The sequence below is a fragment of the Mucilaginibacter sp. P4_A11 genome (genome assembly GCF_056402535.1).
Genome location: NZ_JBFUHE010000021.1, coordinates 1 through 23,166 on the forward strand (window position 1 = coordinate 1; position 23,166 = coordinate 23,166).

General features: G+C 41.9%; 21 protein-coding genes. 10 read left to right on the forward strand and 11 right to left on the reverse strand.

The genetic code is table 11. From position 1 onward, the window contains the following. Window positions 1-448: 448 nt before the first annotated feature. From AC1DUD_RS27995 to AC1DUD_RS28005, 3 genes are all read left to right on the forward strand, one after another. Entirely contained in the window at window positions 449-1,102 is a 654-nt protein-coding gene (locus AC1DUD_RS27995; RefSeq protein ID WP_477380707.1) for a hypothetical protein, read from the forward strand. A 94-nt stretch (window positions 1,103-1,196) separates the two neighbouring features. Further along, the gene (locus AC1DUD_RS28000) at window positions 1,197-1,610 is read left to right on the forward strand and encodes a hypothetical protein (RefSeq protein ID WP_477380709.1); all 414 of its coding nucleotides are present in this window, start codon (window positions 1,197-1,199) and stop codon (window positions 1,608-1,610) included. A gap of 9 nt (window positions 1,611-1,619) precedes the next feature. Further along, complete coding sequence (locus tag AC1DUD_RS28005) at window positions 1,620-3,062, forward strand: hypothetical protein (protein ID WP_477380711.1); 1,443 nt, start codon at window positions 1,620-1,622, stop codon at window positions 3,060-3,062. Between the two features lie 45 nt (window positions 3,063-3,107). On the opposite strand, the gene AC1DUD_RS28010 is transcribed toward AC1DUD_RS28005, so the two are convergent. Both AC1DUD_RS28010 and AC1DUD_RS28015 read right to left on the reverse strand, forming a co-directional pair. Continuing rightward, window positions 3,108-3,254: a hypothetical protein gene (locus AC1DUD_RS28010; protein ID WP_477380713.1), complete on the reverse strand. Its 147-nt coding sequence runs from the start codon at window positions 3,252-3,254 to the stop codon at window positions 3,108-3,110. A gap of 609 nt (window positions 3,255-3,863) precedes the next feature. Beyond that, on the reverse strand, window positions 3,864-4,463 hold the full coding sequence (locus tag AC1DUD_RS28015) for a hypothetical protein (protein ID WP_477380715.1): 600 nt from the start codon (window positions 4,461-4,463) through the stop codon (window positions 3,864-3,866). A 306-nt stretch (window positions 4,464-4,769) separates the two neighbouring features. Here AC1DUD_RS28015 and AC1DUD_RS28020 point away from each other — a divergent pair, with 306 nt between their 5' ends. Both AC1DUD_RS28020 and AC1DUD_RS28025 read left to right on the forward strand, forming a co-directional pair. Beyond that, window positions 4,770-5,567, forward strand: coding sequence for an alpha/beta fold hydrolase (locus tag AC1DUD_RS28020; protein ID WP_477380717.1), 798 nt, complete (start codon window positions 4,770-4,772; stop codon window positions 5,565-5,567). Between the two features lie 89 nt (window positions 5,568-5,656). Beyond that, window positions 5,657-6,244 carry a Crp/Fnr family transcriptional regulator gene (locus tag AC1DUD_RS28025; RefSeq protein ID WP_477380720.1) on the forward strand — a complete coding sequence of 196 codons (588 nt, stop codon included), beginning with the start codon at window positions 5,657-5,659 and terminating at the stop codon, window positions 6,242-6,244. Window positions 6,245-6,287: 43 nt separating this feature from the next. Here AC1DUD_RS28025 and AC1DUD_RS28030 read toward each other — a convergent pair whose 3' ends face one another. Next, the gene (locus AC1DUD_RS28030; RefSeq protein ID WP_477380722.1) at window positions 6,288-8,597 is read right to left on the reverse strand and encodes a tetratricopeptide repeat-containing sensor histidine kinase; all 2,310 of its coding nucleotides are present in this window, start codon (window positions 8,595-8,597) and stop codon (window positions 6,288-6,290) included. 435 nt (window positions 8,598-9,032) lie between these two features. Here AC1DUD_RS28030 and AC1DUD_RS28035 point away from each other — a divergent pair, with 435 nt between their 5' ends. Then, window positions 9,033-9,617: a DJ-1/PfpI family protein gene (locus AC1DUD_RS28035; protein WP_477380724.1), complete on the forward strand. Its 585-nt coding sequence runs from the start codon at window positions 9,033-9,035 to the stop codon at window positions 9,615-9,617. A gap of 68 nt (window positions 9,618-9,685) precedes the next feature. Here the strand turns inward: AC1DUD_RS28035 and AC1DUD_RS28040 are convergent, their stop codons facing one another. Then, window positions 9,686-11,317, reverse strand: a complete 1,632-nt coding sequence (locus AC1DUD_RS28040) for a hypothetical protein (RefSeq protein WP_477380726.1) — start codon at window positions 11,315-11,317, stop codon at window positions 9,686-9,688. Window positions 11,318-11,718: 401 nt separating this feature from the next. On the opposite strand from AC1DUD_RS28040, the gene AC1DUD_RS28045 reads away from it, so the two are divergent. Together AC1DUD_RS28045 and AC1DUD_RS28050 are read left to right on the forward strand one after the other, a co-directional pair. Beyond that, window positions 11,719-12,465 carry an SDR family NAD(P)-dependent oxidoreductase gene (locus tag AC1DUD_RS28045; protein ID WP_477380728.1) on the forward strand — a complete coding sequence of 249 codons (747 nt, stop codon included), beginning with the start codon at window positions 11,719-11,721 and terminating at the stop codon, window positions 12,463-12,465. Window positions 12,466-12,485: 20 nt separating this feature from the next. Further along, on the forward strand, window positions 12,486-13,361 hold the full coding sequence (locus tag AC1DUD_RS28050; RefSeq protein ID WP_477380730.1) for an NmrA family NAD(P)-binding protein: 876 nt from the start codon (window positions 12,486-12,488) through the stop codon (window positions 13,359-13,361). A 175-nt stretch (window positions 13,362-13,536) separates the two neighbouring features. On the opposite strand, the gene AC1DUD_RS28055 is transcribed toward AC1DUD_RS28050, so the two are convergent. The 4 genes from AC1DUD_RS28055 to AC1DUD_RS28070 form a co-directional block, all read right to left on the reverse strand. Then, window positions 13,537-14,916, reverse strand: coding sequence for an aldehyde dehydrogenase family protein (locus tag AC1DUD_RS28055; protein WP_477380732.1), 1,380 nt, complete (start codon window positions 14,914-14,916; stop codon window positions 13,537-13,539). Between the two features lie 192 nt (window positions 14,917-15,108). Then, window positions 15,109-16,026 carry an SDR family NAD(P)-dependent oxidoreductase gene (locus AC1DUD_RS28060; protein ID WP_477380734.1) on the reverse strand — a complete coding sequence of 306 codons (918 nt, stop codon included), beginning with the start codon at window positions 16,024-16,026 and terminating at the stop codon, window positions 15,109-15,111. A 275-nt stretch (window positions 16,027-16,301) separates the two neighbouring features. After that, window positions 16,302-16,994: a response regulator transcription factor gene (locus AC1DUD_RS28065; RefSeq protein WP_454801256.1), complete on the reverse strand. Its 693-nt coding sequence runs from the start codon at window positions 16,992-16,994 to the stop codon at window positions 16,302-16,304. After that, window positions 16,981-18,339 carry a sensor histidine kinase gene (locus tag AC1DUD_RS28070; protein ID WP_477380737.1) on the reverse strand — a complete coding sequence of 453 codons (1,359 nt, stop codon included), beginning with the start codon at window positions 18,337-18,339 and terminating at the stop codon, window positions 16,981-16,983. The genes AC1DUD_RS28065 and AC1DUD_RS28070 overlap by 14 nt, the downstream gene beginning before the upstream one ends. Before the next feature lie 140 nt (window positions 18,340-18,479). On the opposite strand from AC1DUD_RS28070, the gene AC1DUD_RS28075 reads away from it, so the two are divergent. Further along, window positions 18,480-19,403: a sensor histidine kinase gene (locus AC1DUD_RS28075; protein ID WP_477380739.1), complete on the forward strand. Its 924-nt coding sequence runs from the start codon at window positions 18,480-18,482 to the stop codon at window positions 19,401-19,403. A gap of 379 nt (window positions 19,404-19,782) precedes the next feature. Here the strand turns inward: AC1DUD_RS28075 and AC1DUD_RS28080 are convergent, their stop codons facing one another. Continuing rightward, complete coding sequence (locus tag AC1DUD_RS28080) at window positions 19,783-20,706, reverse strand: peroxiredoxin family protein (RefSeq protein ID WP_477380741.1); 924 nt, start codon at window positions 20,704-20,706, stop codon at window positions 19,783-19,785. Window positions 20,707-21,023: 317 nt separating this feature from the next. Between AC1DUD_RS28080 and AC1DUD_RS28085 the strand changes: the two genes are divergently transcribed. Continuing rightward, window positions 21,024-21,206: a histone H1 gene (locus AC1DUD_RS28085; protein ID WP_454801260.1), complete on the forward strand. Its 183-nt coding sequence runs from the start codon at window positions 21,024-21,026 to the stop codon at window positions 21,204-21,206. Window positions 21,207-21,372: 166 nt separating this feature from the next. Here AC1DUD_RS28085 and AC1DUD_RS28090 read toward each other — a convergent pair whose 3' ends face one another. Together AC1DUD_RS28090 and AC1DUD_RS28095 are read right to left on the reverse strand one after the other, a co-directional pair. Continuing rightward, the gene (locus AC1DUD_RS28090) at window positions 21,373-22,023 is read right to left on the reverse strand and encodes an HD domain-containing protein (protein ID WP_477380743.1); all 651 of its coding nucleotides are present in this window, start codon (window positions 22,021-22,023) and stop codon (window positions 21,373-21,375) included. 60 nt (window positions 22,024-22,083) lie between these two features. Then, window positions 22,084-22,941 (reverse strand): AraC family transcriptional regulator, encoded by an 858-nt coding sequence (locus tag AC1DUD_RS28095; protein WP_454801263.1) that lies wholly within the window; start codon window positions 22,939-22,941, stop codon window positions 22,084-22,086. Window positions 22,942-23,166: the final 225 nt, after the last annotated feature.

Genomic DNA, 23,166 nt, shown 5'->3' on the forward strand with positions numbered 1-23,166 from the left:
CTGTCGTAATCTATTCATCTTGATCGGTTTATTGGACATGTATTCGCTGGTTTTGTTTATCTAAAAAGCTAAACAAAAACCTTGTCCACAGAAACCTATCAATACATTACTTTAATCTCTTTTGAGGGGTCACTTTCGTCTGGCGAAGAGGGGTCACTTTGCTTTGGCGAACGTGGTCACTTTCAACTGGCAAAGGGGACCTTTTTGATCTGGCCGGATAGGGTCATTTTGGTGTGTTTTATCCAAGCGAGGCACTATACTCAAAAATTCAAGCGGGATAGGGATTGAACACTTTGGTTATGCGGACGGTGTCAGCCAGCCGATATATCTGGATGAAGAAATCACAGAGCAAGGTAAACGCAATCAGTGGGACGATACCGGAACGCTGGACAATATATTAGTTGTAGATCCAGGTGGAGAGACAGAAGAAAGCTTCGGTAGCTTTTTGGTGTTCCGTAAGCTGGAGCAAAATGTATTTGAATTTAAAAAACATGAAAAATTATTACCGGCAGTCCTCGATCAAAGTGGAAGTCCTGATGACGAACTGCCTGGAGCAATGATCGTGGGCCGTTTCGAGGATGGATCAGAAACCGTCAATGACAGTAATGCCCGGGGTATCATCAAACAAAGCCAGCTATTCAATGACTTTGACTACCGTGACGACACAGCCGGAACCAAATGCCCTTTTCATGCACACATTCGGATCACTAATCCGAGAGCCGGTGTACCTATCGATTTTGCAAATAACGTCAGGCTAACGCGGAGGGGAATCCCTTATAACGAAGCTAACCGGGACGTCAATGATTTAGAAAAAAATCCGCCCAAAACCGGTGTAGGCCTTCTTTTCCAATGTTACCAAAAAAGCATCACGAATCAATTTGAATTTATTCAGAAAGCCTGGGCGAACGACGGAGATATCGGCGGACATATCGTTGGACTCGATGGGATCATCGGCCAGGGTGCAAACCCATTCGTCAAAGACCTTCCGGAGCAATGGGGCGTTACAGGAAAAACTAATGCTATTTCATTTTCAGATTTTGTCAAAAACCTTGGCGGTGAATATTTTTTCACGCCTTCCCTTAGTTTTTTCAAGAACCTGTAGCGTGCTCTTCAATGACCAAATGATTCAGCCTTAAGTGCTGTTTGGTCCATCAAATCGAGGTTACTAATTCACGATAATTAAACAATACATCCTAATGGCAACGACAATCAATTACGCTGATATTCAGAACTACCTGAATGCGATCGCAGATCTTTCCGGTGTTATTGCAGGAAGCCCTCATAAAATTTTTTGGGACATACCTTATGGTAGTTTCATTTCTACAAACGTACCACGTGCCAAATGTAATGGGAACCCCGTACTTATAATGAATAATAACAAGGTGGACCCGGCTCTTGATCCGCTGATGTCACCGTTTTACCGAATTTTGATCGATCCCGCAGGTTTCTGTGGTAATCCCCAAATGCCAGATGGTGGCCCGATGATCACTGAAGCCGGTTATAGCGTCAATTTACCTGACGGCAGTGTAATCACAGGAGCCCAGATTCAAACCAATATTGAGTCCTGGCTCTCCAATGGATTTCCCGAGTTTGCTCCAGCAATAGTTTAAATTTTAGTTATGAGAAAGCTTTGTATTATCCTGCTTTTTTTGGGCGGCATCGGGTTAATGGTCAAATGCAGTTCCAACACCCCGAAATCTAAGTCCTCGAATTTAGTAAAATTGGTATCTGACCCCGAGGAGAATTGTCCGGCAGATAGTAGTTTGTTCCCGATCAGGGCACCACTCAACCTGGAACCGGATAGTGGCAAGGAATGTCAATTCTATCAATGGGCGTGGGCTACTTTTCTATACGCAACACAGGACTCGAGCGGGTCTCCCCGTTTTCTAAGTTATGAAACCCCGACCCAACTTTTCCCCGAAAATGCAACTCCGCAATTCGATAAAAAAGCGATTAAATCATCGAATAAAATGCTGTTATTGTCCCCTAGGCTGGAAGAGGACAGTGTGGTTACCGGATTTGCTGAGGTTGAACAGGCGACGACCAAAGGCATTTTGATTGATAAAAATGGCAGGGCAGTTTATTATGCGCAACATATCAATAAGATATTTGCATCTTTTGTAAGGGATAACAATTTTACGGATACGGCTGCACTTCATAATGCAGATCCCAATCTGGAATTCCCAACCGGTAGTTTAGAGTTGAAAACCTCCTGGAAGATTGTTGACACGAAAGATGATGTTTCCTCCTATTATACCACTGACGCGATGGTAGCGCAATTTGAAACCATTACAGATGCCACAGGTAAAAGCATCGTAGTGATCAACCCTAAAAATTTAAAGCAAAGAAGGGTGGCACTCCTGGGTATGCATGTCGTTGGTGTAACCAAAGGGCATCCGGAATTCATCTGGGCGACGTTCGAGCATGATGACCTGGCGCCTAATAATAACTCTCCAAGAGATAAGGATTGGCCGAGTAATGCGCTTTCCGGTTCTGTTTTGAACCAACCATTAGATTCGGGGAATTATTTATTCTATGCCAATGGCGTCTCTGCAAAAAAGAGCAACAACAAAACAGGAATAGCGCAATTAACTTTTCAAGATGCAACCCAGCAGACGTTTAAGCAAGTCAGCAACATTTTCCACCAATACTGGTTTGACGACGATGGCCTGATCGAATCTTTAAACCGGAATGTTAAGCAGAAGCTTGGTCCAACTTCTGTCTGGAGCCACTATAGCTTTAAGGGGGCAGTTTGGCTGAATAGTATTAAAAAGAGTTTCAAAACTGACAGCGATTTTGCAGATATGGACAAAAAAGATTCAACAACTATCGGAGGTGAAAAAGCGCTATCAAATGTTACAATGGAGACTTTTAAACAATCAACCCAAAGGTGTTTTAGTTGCCATAAAACTTCCGAAGAAAGTGATCCGGATTTAAGCAGTATAATAACTTTTCCAGCCAAAAAAATAAACGTGAGCCACGTATTAACGAATGCCTATTTCAATTTAAAAAGGGGTGACCAGATTGCTAAAGCAAAGCTTAAGCAAAAAAACAAAGGTTAAAAGTCTGTACATAAAAAAAGCCCCGCGAACTTCTCGGGGCTTTTTTTATGTTTCAAATAGCAATAAATCTTTTAAAAGCTGTTTCAAAGAATGCATGCTTGACTGCGCCTCCACACATTCCAGATAACGGCCCATGAAGGATACACCTGTTTTTTCTTTCTGCCAGCGCAGCAGGGCCGGTTTTCCTTTCAAAGCGCTTGCCACCCATATATCGGTCAGGTCCCCCAGCAGTTGATTCCCAAAAACCAGCGTAAATTTCCGCCGCGCAAAGCTGCGCCTTAAGATACTAAATATTCTCCCAAAACAATTCTTACCATCCCTATAATTGCGAAATATGAAGGTGCAAAATCAGGTTTCATAAGGCCTTATAATTTGACGAATGCAGTTATATACATGGATTCGAGTAACTTGAACTTTTTTGATGGTTCCGATGTCCAAAATATGATTATGCGACTATGCGATACTTTTGTAAATACGTTAAATGTATCCTTAAGTAGCGAAGACTTAGTTGTGCCTAACGTAGATTTTAGTCCTCCCAGATTAAATCGCTCGAATTCAATGATAAATACATGCATAAAGGATTTGGAGTTCTTTGAAGCTTTAGATAAGAAGCCCTTAATAATAGATCAGTACTCATCCTTGGAAATGCTACCATGGAATTAGTTACTTGATATATGAGATTATAGCGTAATAGAGGCGATTTGGATCGTATCTTAGACATTAAAAGCAATCAACTCGTGCATTGCTCTCTTCGCTGATTCAGTCGGCAGGTATTATGATTTGAGACTTGTGATCATCAATTTAATGAAATTGATCAAGGTTTAGCTTTAAGAATTCCACATTGGATATTTTAGTGTCTTCCCATTCTTCATTAGCCTTAGCCGTAAAATAACTATGCGCCTTCAACTGCTGAAGTATTTTTATCAAAGCATCCTTTTCGCTAATTGAAATGTTGGTCAAAGCTTCTCTTTCCATAATCAATATCTTGTACCGTGCCAAAAAAGTTGGGTCACCATAATCGGAAGACAAGGCATCATAAGCCATTTCTTCTAAAAACCCATGCTTCTTCTTGTTGTCTAACACCGATATCAGGTCACCAACTTCTTGCTTTACATCCTGCGTAACAAATTGGCTCGTAAGGAAATCATCGGCTAAGATTAATGCGGTCGATTGATCATCGTTGATTTCTAAAAGAAAATCGGAACTGTAAAACCAAATTGCAGTTTCAAGAATAAACATCCCAAGTTCATTCAACTGGCCATGGTTTGCCAGCATTCTTGCAGCTTCAATGGTGCGATTAACCCAATTTATGTCGTGATAGGGGAATTTATCAACTTGTTGTATTTTAAATAAAGAGGTTACATGTGCTGCGACCCTCTCCCTTAGTTGTGAAATATTCATTTAACGATGATCATCCTTTAATTATTCCTTGCTTTACAATAAAAGTGCCTATAGTTAAATCATTGATAGTATGTATATTAATTCTAGAAGCGATCTTTCTTTCTTTGATATATCGTAAATCATCCAAAATTATCGTGATAAAAAATCTTCGTTAGTGCATATTAGCAAATACCCTTCCTATTGCCTTGGACATTCATATTAAATATTTTTTTACAAGGTTGCGATATTAACCTGGGTTAATATTATCCAGACTAAGGCGTAGTACGTTTGCAGTGTCAAAATTACTTGGCACTAAAAATGAAAAAAATGAAAACTATTATTTTAACATTGGCCATAGCCCTGATGGGTATCACCGCCTTTGCACAAAACAAAACTAAAATCAAATCACAACAAACTATCGTAATTGTACCGGGTGCTTGGACCGACCCATCAGCATGGGCATATGTGATACCCACGCTTAAAGCCAAGGGTTTTAATGTCATCGCGGTCACACTGCCTGGACATGGTAAGGACACAACTTCCTTTGCCCATATCACATTGCAATCATATGTTGATGCCGTTGAAAAAGCCATTGGTAACAAGACGGACGTTATTCTCGTAGGTCACAGTATGGCTGGTATAGTAATCAGCCAGGTAGCTGAAAACATTCCGGCTCAAATTAAAAAGTTGGTTTATGTAGCGGCTTACCTTCCTCAGAATGGAGAAAGCTTGTTATCATTGGCACAAACCGACGCCGATGCCCATGTTGGTAAATATTTACATATCAGCGAAGCAACGGGATCAGCCAATATAGCTAAAGAAGGAATTGTTGACGCCTTCGTAGCTGATTCACCGAAACCGGTGCAGGATCAGGTTGTAGCAGGCTTTAAAGCAGATCCTTTGGCTCCTCTGGCAGGCAAAGTCACTTTAACTGAAGCCAACTTCGGTTCTGTATCAAAAACTTACATCCATACAGTAAATGACCACACCGTTAGTTATAAATTACAACAAGCGATGGTCGGCAAGTCTAATGTAAAAAAAGAATATTCTCTACCCAGCAGCCACACGCCGTTCCTTTCAATGCCTGATAAATTAGCAGCGATTATCATCAGCGAAGCGAAATAACAATCAGCGAACTTCCATTATCATATAACTCACCGGAATTTCCCCGGTGAGTTTCTTTTTTTAAATTTACAACCGTGAGTTTAAATAACATGACAGAATTCGATCAACTACAGCAAGCATTATTCATCACAGCACATCTCGACCGGGAGGACTTTGAACTTTCCCGCCCTTATTGGAAATTGAAATCATATAAGAAGGGTGAATTTTATAATGAATATCAAAATGTCTGTAAACATCTCGGCTTCATCGTGAACGGCGTCTTCAGAATTTACCGGGCTGATGAAAAAACCGGTGAAGAAAAGAATATGCTATTTTATTCCAACGGCCAGTTCGTCGCTTCCTACAAAAGTTTTATCAACCAAACTGCATGTGATTATTATACGTCGTCTATGAATGACTCGGTAATCCTTTACATCCACATTGACAACCTAAAGAAGCTATACCAACAATCGCACAGTTGGGAGCGCTTTGGCCGAATGATCGCGGAGCTTGCCTATCACCAGGTAATAAGTAATACTGAAGGTTTTTTGTTTAAGAGCCCGGAGGAGCGCTACCTTGAAATGCTTGAATTGCATCCTTACATTTTCAATTCAGTGCCATTATACCACATCGCCTCTTATTTAGGCATCCAGGCCCCGTCATTAAGCAGAATAAGGAAACGAATGGTCAGTAAGTAGCCCCCAAAATAATCGTTGGTCTAAAGTTTATATCCCACGGCTATTAGCTGTCTGCATTTATTTGCTTTTTAAGGACTTCTATTTCTTCAACAGATATTAGGTGTAGACTTATTTTTTTGAAGACTATAGCCAATGTGGTACCTTCATGATTTACAATGGAGAACGTACCGTTCAATTCTTCTGTCAATCCTTTCATCAGTTTCAACCCAAAAGATTCCACACCATCGCCATCGAATTGTTCAGGCAGCCCTTTTCCATTATCACTAATAGTTAACAATAGATCATCAGCACATCCCTGAGTCAGGCTGATCGTCAGGCAATCATCGTCCGAATAAGGAAATGCATGTTTAAAAGAATTGGTGATAGCCTCATTTAAGATCAGGCCTACGGGTACAGCCTGAACTACATCGAGATCAATGGGATCGATAGTCATCTTAAAATGGACGATTTGTTTGGTTTTGAAAGACTCGCTTAAATAATCAACAAGCTCTGTTATATATCCCCGCATGCCAATAGAGGACATATTATCAGAGCGATATAGCTTCTGATGTATCAGAGACATCGTTTGAATGCGATGCCGGCTATCGGCCACTGCCTCATAAGCAGCCTCATCCTTCAAATACAACGATTGGGAAGAAAGCAAACTGACGATAGTTTGCATATTATTCTTGACCCGGTGGTGTGCTTCTCTCGTAAGCCATTCGTTATCGCGAAGTAATTTTACCAAAGCCTCATTCTTTTCGGAAATGATATGCTGTTTTTCCTGAAGTTGAATGTTATTCCGCTGCTTAAGCCTGTATCTGTTATACCCCAGAGCTAAAAGCACAGATACCAAAAAAAACCCACCGAAAAAAACATTTTTGATGGCCTTCGTTCTGTCCATCTGGTTCTGTTCAAGCAGGCTTTGCTTTTGTAAAAGCTGAATATTTTTGGATTGTAACTCCAAATTTCTGTCTTTCTTTTCCGATTCATTCCTGATCTCTACTTCTTCAAATAACTTTTTGTTAGTGGCGTTATAAAGTGAGTCATTTAATTTTTTATGGTGCTGGTAATGTTTGATAGCGGAGGCTAATTTTCCGGATGACGAGTCTACCTTAAATTGTAAAAGTTCGACCTGGCTCATAACCGACGGTCTAATAAGCTGGGGTGATACATTGAGCAATTTACCCAGATAATATTCTGCTTTTTTGTACCGTCCTCTTGCCACGTAAAAATTACTGATTGTATTATAATTTCTTAAGTAGTCCTCTATGTCCTGATTTTTCAGATCAATGTCCGAGAGCCTGGCCAAATCCTTGTAATACATTTCAGCATCTCTGATCTGCCCCAATTTTTCATAGCAAATGCCAAATGCAGCATCCATCCATTGGCGCTGCGTATCGTTGGCAGGTGGAATTTTTCTTGTACTCTTGATCAAAAAATCAAGGGCTTTGTTAATATTGCCTTCCTGTACCTGCGCTTTAACAATGTTTGTTAAGACCTCATAATATCTGTTATAGTTCTTTTCTGCAATACTGAAAGGCAAAGCCTTATATAAATATTGGAGGCTTTTAGAATAAAGCCCAAGATCAAAATAAGTCATCGCAAGATTGTAATAGAGGTATGATGCATAGGAAAAGTCACCCGTCGACTCCATACTATTGACAGCTTCTTTCTTGTAGAAAAGCTCCTGATGAAAATTTCCTTTGAGTTTACTCAGAGATGCAAGAAGGTCGAAAGTGAAATGCAGGTTTTTGTAACCTATCGACTTCAGCCCTTTTACTATTATTTTCAACTCTTTTTCCGCCATATCGTATCTACCCTGGATCATGTGCATATCAGCGGTCTTCTTATAGGCGAGAAAAGACATTACCGGCTCGTTGTTCAGCCCATAAATTTTCTGAGCCTCTCGATAACATTCAATTTTTTTTTCGAGCGTATTTGGTCCGCGATTAAAAGCGTCCCCGAACCTTTCCCAGGTTTTGGCTTCCAGATCTTTGTCATGGCGACTTCGATAATACTGGATCACTTTCATGAAAAAGCGGCTTCCATTTTCGACATCATCAACATGAAGGTAGCTATAGCCGATGCATTGCAAGGCTTCATTCTCCCATTTAACAGTGTGTAAAATTCTGCTAAGTGCCAGCGCCTGGTTTAAAAATGTAAGTGCAGTGTCTTTGTCAACTTTGAACCAGCCTTTCTTATTGAGGTAATAATCTCCGGCTTTTAATAGCAACTTGATCCGGCTGGTATCCGGGCGGCTTTGTTTAATAGATTTCTGCAAGAGTCGCAGGTCATTAATCGCGTTATCTTGCGAAAAAGCCAAGCCTGACGAAATGATTAAAACGCAGAAGACTGACCAAAATCTTTTCATATAACCAGAATTTGTTACGGACCAGAAAGCCTATACCTGAATCAAATCTGAATACAATATTCAGCTGTTACGATGAAACTGTTTGCTAAGATTAATATGATATGAGTCTTCCCTGTATTAAAATTAAGCATTTACGGCGTTAAACAGAATTAAAACTTCAAAGCACCTATGTTTGACTATTGACTAATCACATAGCAATCAAGGTCAAGATTTAAGAACGTGCTAATAGTAAATTCGTATACTTTTAATAGCTTAGTCTTCCTAAATAATATAAAAAACATCCGGTTCGAGGCAATAGACTAGCAGGGATATCGCAACCTATTACGCTATTAAGGGTATCAGAAAAAATTAGCGGATATTCTTTAAAATAGCCCGATGTAAATTCGAATAATTATAAATCAAGTTTTAAGGATAATTATATAATTCAATGTACCCATGAAAAATGTTTTGCTGTTGCTGATTGAAGGCTTTGAATTATTTGAAGCAAGCGCGTTCATAGATGTTATCGGTTGGAATATGCTCGAAGGAGACCAAAACACGAGGCTATTCAGCTGTGGACTTACAAAAGAAGTTAAAAGCTCGTTTAATCAAAAAGTTGTAGTTGATCTTTTAATTGAAGAAATTGATTCGACAGAATATGCTGCCTTGGCTATACCAGGAGGATTCGAAGAATATAACTTTTATGATTATGCTTATCACAAAGAGATAACTGACTTGATACGCAAATTCTACCGGGCCGATAAATGGATTGCGTCAATCTGCACTGGCGCTTTTCCAGTCGCCAAATCCGGCGTACTTAACGGACTTATGGGAACTACTTACAGTCTGGCGCCTGAGATGCATGAGGAGTTGCGGGCGTTAGGTGTAAATGTTCAGCATGTACCTATTGTCACAGATTGCCGGATCATCACATCCTCAAATCCTTCAACAGCAATCCCCGTAGCATTTAAATTATTGGAACACCTCACCAGTATCGAAAACTCAAATCGGGTGAGCGCATTAATGGGATTCACCAAGTAATTAAGTGGACGGCAAATTTACCGTCCACAACTCATTTAGCCTACGATCTCTTTATGGCAGAATTGACTTTAATTGACCATAAATCTCTCCCACGGACCCACAGTTATACGGTTACAGGTCATCGGATTAGTTCCATCTTCTGCAGAAATATATTTACCATTATTACCCCTGAGAGATATAGATGCGTCAGCATTAACGACATAATCGAATTGCTCCCATTCCCCGATACCTGTCCGGTTGCAGGTCAAAGGTCCGTTTCCATCTTCAGATGAAACATATTTCCCCATACTTTGCAGCGCAACCTTACCGTTACCGGCATTAATCACTTTAAATGTCTCCCAGGCATCTCCGTGAGGCACATTACAATACATAGGTGCCGTGCCATTTTCACCACCTACCCAGAGATTATTCCAACCGATCAATTTGATCTTTTGGTTATATGGTGGCAAATGCATTTGCCCTCCTCCTTTTACGGGTTCTGTCGGTCTTAGTAAAGTCAACGGGGTCAAACCTTTGAACATTTTTGTTCCGTCATTTGTGAGTCTCAGGTAATAGTCCGATGAGCATTTTACACCATCTTCATCGAGTGCAAGCAAGCCCACGCCTGCGGGTTGCATAGATTCGTTTTCTGCGGTCTTTGCAATTTGATTAGCTTCATTATACTCATCAAACATGGAGATATACAGCCCCTGTGCACCTAAACGGGTCATATTATAGAATTGATGCCACATAAAGTCGCCATGGACCCGATGCCTCGCTGAAAGATCACCAGGAAGGACGCAGGCCTGATAATCAATATTGTTGGCTTTACAGTAGGCCATGTCCGGGAGGTTGTAATTATTGTAATAAAAGTCAGAAGTCTGGCTATCACCAATCGCTCCGACCATCCAGGGTGAGATCATGTTAAGTGCCTTGAAAACAGGTTCAAAATTTTTAGTCCCCGGTGTGATGTAATCGCGCCATTCATGGGGTACGCCGCCAATGACGTAGCAGCCTTTACTTTTAAACCAGTTAACAACATCCAGTTCGGCATCGGGGGTTTGGTCGCGACTTGCAAATCCAAGGCCCCAGATGCAAACCACAGGCTTACCGTTTTGCATGGCATAGGCCTTGGAGGATGTAAATTTTGCCATCTTTTCTGTCCAATCCGTTTTTATCTCGTCTTGAAAAGTACCCCATCCGCTGATATCATACATGATATAGAATTTCACGTTATGCGCTTCTGCTGCAGTTTTTACGTTTTCAGCAATTACGTTACGTATCTGCCGGTAATCCTGAAATCTTTGGAGTGCGGCTACTTCGATCCCATTTTCCTGCATCCATCGAAAATGCGTATCTACAGTTTGGGGTGTATAGGATGAAAATAACTTTGTCGGCTGTCCGCTTCCCTGATTCGGCAGATTGGTGGCAAACAAGGTAGTATATTCTCTGATATCTGGCCAGGATTTGACCATATCGCCAACTTTTGGTGGGGTATTACCTCCGGTCCAATGCCACCAGATGGCCTCATTTGCGCCGTCGCCAGGGATACTAAACCAGCCCTGGTAACCAACAACTACTTTGCCAACGACATCTCCGGGGACAGAAGTCTTTCCAACGCGTGTGTTTTGTACAACAGCCTTCACATTTCTAGTAGCTGGCAACTCATTCTTGGAGCATCCCGCCAGTAAAATTAACGACAACATTAAATATTTTTTCATAGGTAATTTTTTGTTGACTTTACGAAAGTGGTGCCACAATCAAAAGCATTCACTTTAAGATCATTACCATTATCAAAGGAGATTACCAATACTTTATATCGTGCATAAACATGAATTTTATGATATTAAGTTATCACATTTAGGGATACTATGCCATGTAAGTCCTGGCGTTAAAAACCATTAACGCATGATCGGGCGGGTAAGCCTTTAAGCGCAGAATAAAATGACTGAGCATCTTTATATGTCGTATAAGATCCGTTAAAATTCGAAATAACGTAACGAAATTTACGCAGAAATATAATAAGTAATTAGTAATCAGTGATTTACTCACTGGCACTAATTATGAGTAATTGGGATATCAGGTTATACAACCATTCTCAATTAACTTAAAATTAAAAGATATGTCAGTATTAAAGGGGAAAGTAGCACTTGTTACGGGGGGCAGTCGCGGAATCGGAGCAGCCATAGTCAAAAGACTGGCAGCAGAAGGGGCTGATGTTGCCTTTACTTATGTAAATTCAAAAGAGAAGGCAGACGAAATTGCCAATGAACTCCAAGGGATAGGCTCGAAGGCTTTGGCGATTCGGGCAGACAGCAGTAGGAAAGCTGATCTCGAAGCATCTGTTGAAAGGACTGTTGAACATTTCGGACGCCTGGATATCGTTGTGAACAGCGCAGGAATAATAGTCATTGGTGCAATTGAAGATTCCGAAAAGCTGGCTGATCAATATGACAAACAAATTGATATTAATATGCGTGCGGTAGCTACCCTTATCCGAAAATCAGCGTCTTATATGGAAGCTGGCGGCCGTATCATTAATATAGGATCTGTTGCCGGTACTGCCGTAGGTATCCAGACCTTAACAGAATATGGCGCCACAAAGGCCGCAGCTGCTGCTTACACCAGAGGGTTTGCCTGGGATCTGGGCAGTAGAGGAATCACTGTTAACATTATCCAACCGGGGCCGATAGCCACAGACATGAATCCCGAGGATACTGATTTAGCCGAGCATCTGCGCAACAAAAATGCGTTGAAGCGTTTTGGTAAACCGGAGGAAGTCGCCGCCCTTGTGAATTTTTTAGCAGGGCCGGAATCGGCTTTCATAACCGGCGCAGTTTTTAACATAGATGGCGGAAGCCTGGCTTAACTAGGATAATAAAGAAGATTATGAACAAGAAAATTTTGATCACCGGTGCCACCGGCAAAACCGGCAAGGAAACCGTTTCACAGCTTTTGAAGAAAAACATACCGGTTAAAGCAATGGTCCGGAAGCTTGATGAAAGATCTGACGAATTAGAAAGCATGGGCGCGGAAATTGTCGTAGGCGATCTGCTGGATCTTAACAGTATGAGTGCTGCTATGGAGGGAATAAGCGGCGCCTATTTTGTCTATCCGGTTATCATTCCCGGGATATTGGAAGCCACCGCGATATTTGCGCAGGCTGCTTTTGAAAATAAGCTGGAACTCGTTGTGAATATGTCGCAGATATCCGCAAGGCGGTCTGCAAAAAGCATGGCTGCAAGAAACCATTGGGTTGGAGAACGTCTTTTTGACCGTTCCGGCGTACCGGTAACACACCTACGGCCTACATTTTTTGCAGAGTGGCTAATGTATCGCGCTAAAGAAATAAAAGCAAAAGATTCGCTAACGTTGCCGTTCGGTGAAGGCATGTATGCTCCCATAGCTGCAGCCGATCAAGGCAGGGTTATTGCCAGCATACTTGCTGATACCGAGGCTCACGCAGGTAAAACATATCCGCTTTTTGGCCCAAAAGAACTCAATCAGTTTGATATCGCAGAAATTCTTTCAGATGTTTTGGGGAGAAAGATTACCTACCATCCGGTGGAGATCGCTCATTATGGTGAACACATGGAGAACGATCTGGGTCATGATCCATGGTTCGTGCAGCATGTCATTTCTGTTGCGCAGGATTGCAGAGATGGCGTATTCGCAGGAACCAATAACCTGGTGTTGGATATAACCGGCAAGCCAGCGATGTCAATGCGAGCGTATATAGAAGCAAATCGTGGATTATTTGAATAATTATTTCCTGTTCAGATCACGACAATGAATAAGGCTGCGGGCAACTGTAGCCTTTTTATTTGAGCCAATAAAACTAAGGACGTCTAATGAACAGTTTGTACGTAAATTAAAAGGTACCGGAAAGCTCTACGGAGTAGGACTTTCCGGTAATAATGAAGAGCTTGTCAAAATCAAATTAGTAATCAAACCACATTTGTTGCGCTTCGGCCGTCTCCTTGGTAAATGGCGGAAATAAATGAACAATAGCTACATCTGCAGGAGAAATGAGGATAGACTTTGGGTGCGTTAACGCTTCGTATCCATGTTTTCCATAGTAACTCCCAACACCGGAATCTCCTACGCCTCCGTACGGCATAGATTCTACATACAGATTCACGTTGCTTTGGTTGATTGCACCGCCGCCGAAAGAAACTGAATTTAAAATAAAATCAATGTTGTTCTGGTTGCGGCTAAAGATGAACGCAGCGAGCGGTTTCGCCTTACTTTTGATATTGCTGACCACTTCTTTAATATCTGAATAGGTCAGTACCGGTAATATCGGACCAAAAATCTCGTCGTCCATTATCGGATCTGACCATGCGATAGGATAAAGCAAGGTAGGCGCCAGATATTTTGCTTCTTCATCAAAATCGCCACCCGCGATAACCCTATCCTGATCAATCAGTGCTGCAAGTCTCCTGACCTCTTTTGCCGAGATGATCTGGTCATAGTCGGGATTGTTTTTCGGATCAGGTCCAAACATTTCCAATAGGGCTTTTCTTGCTTCTTCAACAAATTCTTCCACAACCGATTCGTGCACGTAGGCATATCCCGGAGAGGTGCACCATTGCCCGCCCCAGGCCGTTGCACCCCAGGCAAGTTTCTTTGCCGCGTCCTTAATATTAGCCGTTTCATCAACGATACCGGGATTTTGCCCGCCGAGTTCCAGCAACACCGGTGTAAGGTTTTCAGCAGCGGCGCGCATCACTATTTTGCCAACTTTCACACTACCGGTAAAGAACATAAAATCGAAAGGCAGCGCCAGCAACTGCGTTACCACCTCTCTGTCGCCTCTTACCATGGCTACCGCCTCCGGTTCAAAATATTCTGCAATACAGCTTGCAAAAAGTTCAGCGGAAGCGGGCACCGCTTCGCTAGTTTTCAGGATAACCGTGTTACCTGCTGATAGTGCTGCGATGGCGGGTAATAACAGCAAAATAACAGGTCCGTTAAACGGACCTATGACCAGTGAAACACCATAAGGCTCCCTGTAAGTTATGGCAGTATGGCCTGTTGCCGCCAATGCTTTTGGCATTGGTGCGGGGACGGGTTTCATCCATTCTTTTAGTTGCGACCTGGTAAAGGCAATCGTGCCCAAAGGGGCCATGATTTCGAAAGCCTGCTCATTCGAGGCTGTCTTAAAATCCTTTCCCAGTGCTTCCTTGATTTCATCCTGTTTGTCAATCAGGAGACGCTCCAAGCGGTCCAGCTGTTCAATACGCCATTCATAGCTTTTGGTAATATCTGTATTGAAATAGGCTTTTTGTTTGTCAAATAATTCTTGAAATTCGTTCATAGCTTTAATGTTAATTTTGTTTTAGTAAACGTTAGTCTGATAAGCTAAATGGTCACTGCCCGTTCTTGAAGACAAACTAGTTGCTTTTTGCCGGTATCGGGCGTAATCCAGTATTGCTTTCTGATAGTGAACTGCAGGATTTTCAGTTCAAAAAGAACTGATTAATCAATTTTGGAAGTGTCCGATAGCGCATTATAAAACACTGCGTGCATCTAAAAAGTCGGTATTACCGGACACACCTTCCCATTTCTTTATGATGGCGATCGTTTTTTCAGTACTTTTTCGGAACATGCCAATTGAATCCTTACCAATAGGTAGTTGAACGGGCGGATTTTCGGTGTGAGCCAGAATTATAATTACGCTGGCAAGTTTTACAGGATCGCCAGGCTGCTTACCGTGTAAGGTGTCGCCGGCGCTGCGCATAGGGCCGACCGTGCCCTGATAGTCATCAATTACATTTTTGGAAACACCGAAGGAGCCCGCACTAAGAAAAGCGGTACGGAAAAGTCCGGGTTCAACTGCCGTAACCTTGATACCTAAAGGTTCCAGCTCCACCGCCAGGCCCTTTGATAATCCCTCTACAGCATACTTTGTGGACCCATACAGCGCCCAGCCGGGAATGGCATCAAATCCAAAAAGAGACGAGAAATTAATGATATGACCGGCACGGTTAGCACGCATGTGCGGAAGCACAGCGCGGGTAACGTTCAGCAGTCCGAATACATTGGTTTCGTACTGTTGCTTCACTTCTGCATCCGTTGCTTCCTCAATGGCCGTTATAATACCAAACCCGGCATTATTGATCAAAACATCAATTTTTTCAAATGCCAGCAATCCTTCGGCAACAGCCTCCCGGACTTGTTCTTCATTACTTACATCCATGATGGTAATCAAGAGGTTTGGATCCTTGTTGAGCTTTGCGGCAAGGTCTTCCGGTTTACTCCTGACTGTTGCGATTACCTTGTCGCCGTTTTCCAAAGCTGCTTTAGCGATTTCGAATCCGAAGCCGCTCGAGGCTCCGGTGATGAACAGTACTTTTTGTGTTTTCATAACTTTTACAGATTTGATCCTGATGTATATTACTATCAGCAAATGCCAAATCCAAGCCATGAGCTAGTTCTTTATCAATCTGATATTTAGGCTAAAACACGTTAAAACTATGCCACTGTATTTCGTAATACAACTATCGGGAGTACGAGATTTCGTAAGCTCCGGCTGGAAATTCGGAGCCCGTTTTTGGAGATTATACGATTGTTGCGTGGAATTTAAAAAATCCGATATGACTGATTGCAGCTTATCTCATTAAAAAACCGTTAGGTATGATAGATGAAAAACAAGATTTCATAGACGGGATCATCACCTAAGCCACAGGTGGTTGTTGCACTTCAGGCATCAACTAATTTATAGCCGTAACCTCTTACGTTAAGGATTTGCACCGAGGGATCTTCGTTAAAGTATTTTCTTAACCGCGTAACATAGACATCCATGCTCCTGGCGTTAAAAACGCTGTCATCACCCCATATTTTTAGCAAAGCTGTCTTACGATCCAACAGATTGTTTTTATTTGCAATTAACATTTGAAGTAATTCTGCTTCCCGTTGGGAAACCATAGTGGTTTTGTTTGCGTTGATCAGTTCCAGCCGCAGGTAGTTAAATTCATAGGATCCAACAGATAAGATATCCGGAGATGGCTGACCACTATAACTTTTTAGCCTGCGCCGGCATAAACTTTTTAAACGGGCGATCAGTTCTTCCATGCTGAACGGCTTCTTCATATAATCGTCTGCGCCCACATCAAATCCCCGGATCACATCGGCTGTCTGCGTTTTAGCAGTTAAAAAAATGATGGGTACCAGCTCATCAACTTTTCGGATATCTTCGACAAGTGAATAGCCGTCTTTACGCGGCATCATCACATCAACAAGGCAAATATCTGGCTTGCTGTTATTAAAGGCGCTCCAGCCTTCTACACCGTTGGAAGCAATCGTGATTTCGAAGCCGCGGGCATCAAGCGTCTCTTTAACAACGGAAGCCAATACAGCCTCATCCTCAACCAGTAAAACTTTAATCGTGTTCATCTCTTGAAAATTGAATAGTGAAAGTTGTTCCGGAATTTAGTTTGCTTTTAACACTGATAGCTCCATCCAGACTTCCAACCAGCTGCCGGACATAACTCAGGCCCAGACCGTACCCCTTAACATCGTGAATATCGCCAGAAGGCACCCGGTAAAACTTGTCAAACACGAAAGGCAAATGCGCTGTACCGATACCAATGCCGTTGTCACTGATCATTAGCTGCCAGCCATTTTTTGTTCGGGTGATCTCCAGGTTAACAACGACCTTTTCACGGGCATATTTGATGGCATTATCAATCAGGTTATTGACAATTGTATCTATTATATAACCATCTGTGATGACCTCCCCGAGATTATCCTGGTTTTTAAAATAAATTTCCGCACCATCCCTTAAGGTAAAACGTTTGATAACATCTGCGATCAGCTCGTCGATCCTGATCAATTCCAAATTGGCTAGTCGCGCGCCGCTTTCAAACTGAGAGATATCCAGTATCCGGTCGACATTTTTATCCAGTTTATCCAAAATACCTTTATTGATCTGTAAATACCGGATTGTTTTCTCTGTATCTGAAACCTCGCCAAAATTAATTAACGCTTCATGTGTAGATTTTAAAATGCTAAGCGGGGTGCGAAATTCATGGGTGACATTTCCTATGAAATCGTTTTTAATGTCATTTAGTTTAATCTGTTTCCGGATGATGATCCACATATAAAACAGGCTGCCGGCAGAAAGCAGGATCAGCAGTAAGGATACCATTGCAGGGATGAGATTCTGCTGTAATACTTTATTACTGGTGCCGGATATGTCTGCAATGACGATAGGACTGGATTTAGAAAAATTCACATAGCTGGCCACCTTATCTGCGGGAAGAGGTTGCTGGTGTTTCAAAACGATGAGTTTAAAAGGCAGACGGACATTAATTTTCCCCAACTCTTCCCTGAAAATCTTTGTAAGCAGCACAAGATCGACCGGTTTATTATCTCCTTTAGAGATTAACTGAGCCATCATCAGTTTAACTCTCCCAAGATCGTTTTTATCAATTTCGACCGGTTTAAACATAATGGTTACGCCGCGGTTTTTTCCAGACCTTGCATTCTTAGCAGGGGCATTATCTTTCTTCATTTCCAACACATTCAACGTAGGAACCTGTTCACTGAGAGTCGACGGCAAAACTGCCTGTTGTATCAGATACTGATCTACGCTATGCTGAAGGGCGCTGGTTAGCAGTTTTTCAAAATTCTCCTTCCCATTCCGGTAGGTATTGTATACCCAATAACTTTGAAATAACAGGATGGATATTGCCGTCACTGCGGCTACCATCAATACATACTTTACTCTTTTCTTCATGTTGATCTCGATCAAAGATAGCGTTAAATAATCCTGATTAACCGGCAGTTAACACACGTTAACACTAATTAGCAAAGGATTAACAGACGAGTGTCAAGCCCGAAATATCTTTGGTCATCCAAAACATAATTATCGGCAACATGAAAAGCAACTCGTTAACTCTGTCCGGCAGCGGATCTTTTTTTGGTAACGGTGCAGGATCTTCCCTGACCAATGGCTTTAACCAACTATCATTATTCTACAGGAATGCCGCTGACCTATTATGGGGCAATGGATCAAAGAAAAAAAGAAGTACAGCGACAGGTTCCTTAAGCAACGTCAATGATGATTTGGCAGGAATCGGAAAGGCTGCTCTGTTGTTTCAAATCCGTGAACTTCACGCGCGTAATGAAATTCTTGAGATGCACAGCAAACGGCAAGAAGCAACTATTAGCGAAAAGGACTGGTTGCTTCGAGAAGTTCATCACCGTGTGAAGAACAATTTTCAGACGTCTATGAGCCTGTTAAGCCTGCAGTCCGGGCATCTATCCAATCCTGAGGCACAACAGGCGCTCCTGAACAGCCAAAGAAGAATTCAGACCATGGCACTTGTCCATCAAAGGCTTTATCAATCAAGCGATTTTAAGCTGGTTAATTTAAAATCCTATATAGAAGATCTTATTGTTTACCTAAAACAAGGATTTGAAAATTCCGGAATGATTCGCTATAAAGTCAATATACCCAGCGTAAGCCTTAGCATCGACCAGGCAGTACCGCTTGGATTGATACTCAATGAAGCGATTACGAATGCTTTCAAATATGCTTTCCAAAATTGTCCCGGTAACATTACCATTGAGCTAACTGTAGCCGCTGACCAAACCTATTGTCTAAAAATCACAGATGATGGTATTGGCTTGCCGCCATCCTTTGATCCTGAACTTTCAGCGTCCCTTGGGATTAAACTTATGCGTGGACTGGCAGGACAATTGAACGGAGAATTCACTGTTTATAATAATGCTGGTACAGTGATCGCTATAACCTTTAAAAAATTGACTGATGACAGGTCCTGCGATAGATCAGCCTGAAAGGTCAACAACTATCGAATTCACAAAATGAATTTAATTAGCCTTTCAACAGGCACTTACATTTCCACCCCTGATAAAACCTGACAAATGCCAGATGCCAAGACTTCGTTGAAGAAATCTGCTAATGGACATATGAATTTAATTGTAGTCCGAAGAGACCGGTCTTAATCTGTGAAGGATTAATGGTGAGTCAACTCCGTATCTTAGCCGGCCGCACTTAAAAATATTGTTTCATCAACAGCAATCAAAGTTGCGGATATGCCAATGGGTCAAGCTTTGCACCGGTGACGGCAAAACGATATTGCGCCAAGCTAGGGACGGGTAAAAAAAAAGGCAAAATGCTGTATGCATCATGCCGTTTCTCAATACTTAGTAAAAGTTAGCGTATCAAAGCCTGATCAATTGCGGGGGACAGGACCTTATCGACGTTGGTAAAGCCCTGGTAAATATAAGTAATCAAACCGTTTTTACCGACCACCATGGACGTGGGATAAGCAAATACTTTATAATCCCGCCTAGCCTGGGTAGCGTCTGGCACCAGCGTGTATGCAAAGTTTTGGCGCCTAAGAAATTCCCGGACCTTTCCTGGGTTGTCAAGGGCTAATGCCAGAAAAACCACACCGGAAGATTTGTATCTGGATTTGATTTTGTTCAGTTCAGGCATTTCTGTAATACATGCGCCACAGGTCGTGAACCAAAAGTTTAGCACTACCACTTGGCCGCGCAGTTTGGCTAATTGTATTACTCTCCCGTTCAGATCTTTAAGGGTGAAGTCCGGGGCCAGCTTATTCAACAACGACTCGATTTTGCTTTTATTTTCCGCCAGACTTTTATAGTAGGTAGAATCCTGCGGGCGGACATACAATATCTCCGGATCGGATCTATCAGGATGAAATAAAAGCGGAGCATGATGCCATGATTTGATAACGCTGTCAAGTTTATCTATCGCGATCGTATCACCATTTGGAATAATGTATTTTTTTGCCGTCAGCGCTACGCTGAATACTTTAACTTCCTTTGAACCGGTAGAAGTTGTTTGTGCTTTAGCAGGTTGAAAAATCGTCATTGTGACGGTCAAAGCCAGTGAAAGGTACCAAATCCGCTTAAGCGAGTCCCTTTTAAAAAGCTCCATCCCGCCGTGATCTTTTTGAGACCACTTAGGCAGAAAACGTTCGATAGTGTAACCAGACAGCTTGTTCAAAGTAGCTGATTCTAAATAATTGTAACAGTCACTGAAGGCTGCTACAGCCTGCGGCCCGAAGAAGAAAGCTCCTGCGGCAATAAATAATGAATTAGTTTTCATGGCGAATAAATTTAATTTGTTTTATAACTCAAAGTTACCCGCATCTGGGGGAGGCAATGTTAACTACCTGACAATTAGTGTTAATCAATGTTAATCTTAGCGCTGAGAAAAAAAGCGCAACGCTGATTTTCGTCAATGGAGGTATGCGTTACACATCTTTCTGATCAATTGTGGAAATTCAGCACGCCGCTTCCGGTTCAAGATGATTTAATTGAAGTTCCGAGCAGTTTTAATTGGTATACAGCATTTTTCATCCTATTTTTTATTTTTGCCCGCGACATCAAAGAGATGCGGACATTTAAATCAGGAATTTGACCATGGAAAAATTAGCGGAATTAAAAGCGCTGTTAGAGACAGCCGAAAAAGACGGACAACTATTTTACGAGAAAAATAACAATGCAGCAGGTACCCGCCTGCGTAACGCATTGCAGCAGATCAAGGTAGTTGCGACTGACTTGCGTAAAGACGTAACGGACAAGAAAAAAGAAGCAAAAAAATAAGTTAAGAAGATGTTTTGGGGAAGCCCTGTCGAACGACAGGGCTTTATTTTTGACCAAAAACAGTTGAAACTCGTTTCAAATACGAAGCGAAACCAAGACCCCTCCTGAATATATGCCATGACTTGCTTATAGCGTTCGTGTCGGCCTCCTATCAAAATTATCCATTCTATTCAGACCAAGGGGAATGCAGGATGCAGTCACAAAAGTTCTTTTGATGGAAATTGGGAATCATGAAGGCACAAACATCTGACTTGATATTACCGAAGGTGGTTTCTGTCTTATGTTCGAAACCTGAAAAGAAGGTGGGAATTATATTTTTTTTGAAGCCAGTGCGCGGGAATGCCGTAATAATCTCGTTACGGGTCTGTTCACTTAAATTCTCATACCCATCGCCCATAACATCCAGACCCACACCTGAATATAAAAGGGCAACCTCTGTTTCTTTGTGTTCCGCTATGCCGATAGTCGTGTGAAGCGCTATAGCATCCCAAACCAGTTGAATAGCCTCTTTTCCGATACCGTGGCTAATTAAAAAATCACGGGCTGCATTTGCGCCGTCTACCTCGAAACGTAGATCCTTGCTACTATATTTAGGAACCAGACCCAAGTCGTGGAATGCGGACGCTATGTATAACAATTCTGCATCATACTTAAAGTTATTGCGATGCCCGTTAAGTGAGGCGAACAAAAATACCCGCAACGAATGATTATACAGAAAATCAGTACCGTGCTCCAACAGTAACTCAGTTGCCTGAGTAGCTATTGTACTATCGGGAATAGTAATTCCCGCTATTGTTTTAAATGAAGTTAACGACATATCTTTTTTAGGGCAAATGTCGCCTAATAACAGCGCTCCCGGAATGTCAGAAACGGCGAACTACATGTGATTAATTACATAAGCGTCCCTGTAATCTACGGGAGAAAGACCTGTGGTTTTTTTAAAGAAATGGCTGAACTGCTCAGGAGAAGAAAAACTTAGCAGGTAGGCAATCTCTTTAACAGACTTTGCTGAAAACATGAGGGAACGTTTCGCTTCGGCGAGCAATTGGCCATTAATAACTTCCTTTGCGCCTTTGCCACTTGAGCGCTGACAGATTTCCGTTAATTTCCTGGGAGTTACAAATAATTGATCCGCAAATGCAGCTACATCATGATGTGTATGGTATTGATCGCTGACCAATTCAAGGAAACGACGATAGATCTGCTTTTCCTGATCATCAAACCCGCGATGCAAACTAGCATTAACGTTGCCGATTTTGATCATGATTATTTTAAGATACGCTGCCAGGGCATCAACTTTGTTTGCGTATTCCGGTTTATTGTTTTCCGTTAACAGCACTTGAAAAAGCTGCATCAGTTCATTAAGATCATTACAATCAATTTTCAATTGCTGATTTGCTGCAGCATCGTTAAATAAAACAGCTTTGCAGTTGCTGGCGCTAGAGGGTGTCCGCTCCCAAAAACAATCACCAAAAAGAATCTCAAATCCATACAAATTTGTCCCGGCACTTAACGCTTCAACCTGCCCCTTGGCAATAAGAATTAACTGCGCGGCTCCGAGTTGATAAAGGACATCGTCTACCTGAATTTCACCCTGGCCTCTGTGAAGCAGATATATTTTATGAAAATTCAGACGATGCGGTATTGAATCGGTATAAATCTCTTTATCAAGATGTTTGATCGCAAAAGAATCTTTGATGATACTTTCAGAGTCTACCCTAGGTGATATCAGCATAAACAAAGTTAACGGGGATAATATTAAATTGCGCCATCATAAAGTAAGGTTTACCATTAAAACGACCAGTAACAGACAGGCCATTGTTATTACTATAAAGTGCTGCAATTTGATTGTTTATAATAATCAAAGGTGATTTCGCTTCTTATTTCCTACGTTTTCCAATCCGCTAAAACGGTTAGTTATCCGTTGCAATACGACCTATAATAGATAACCGTTAGTAAT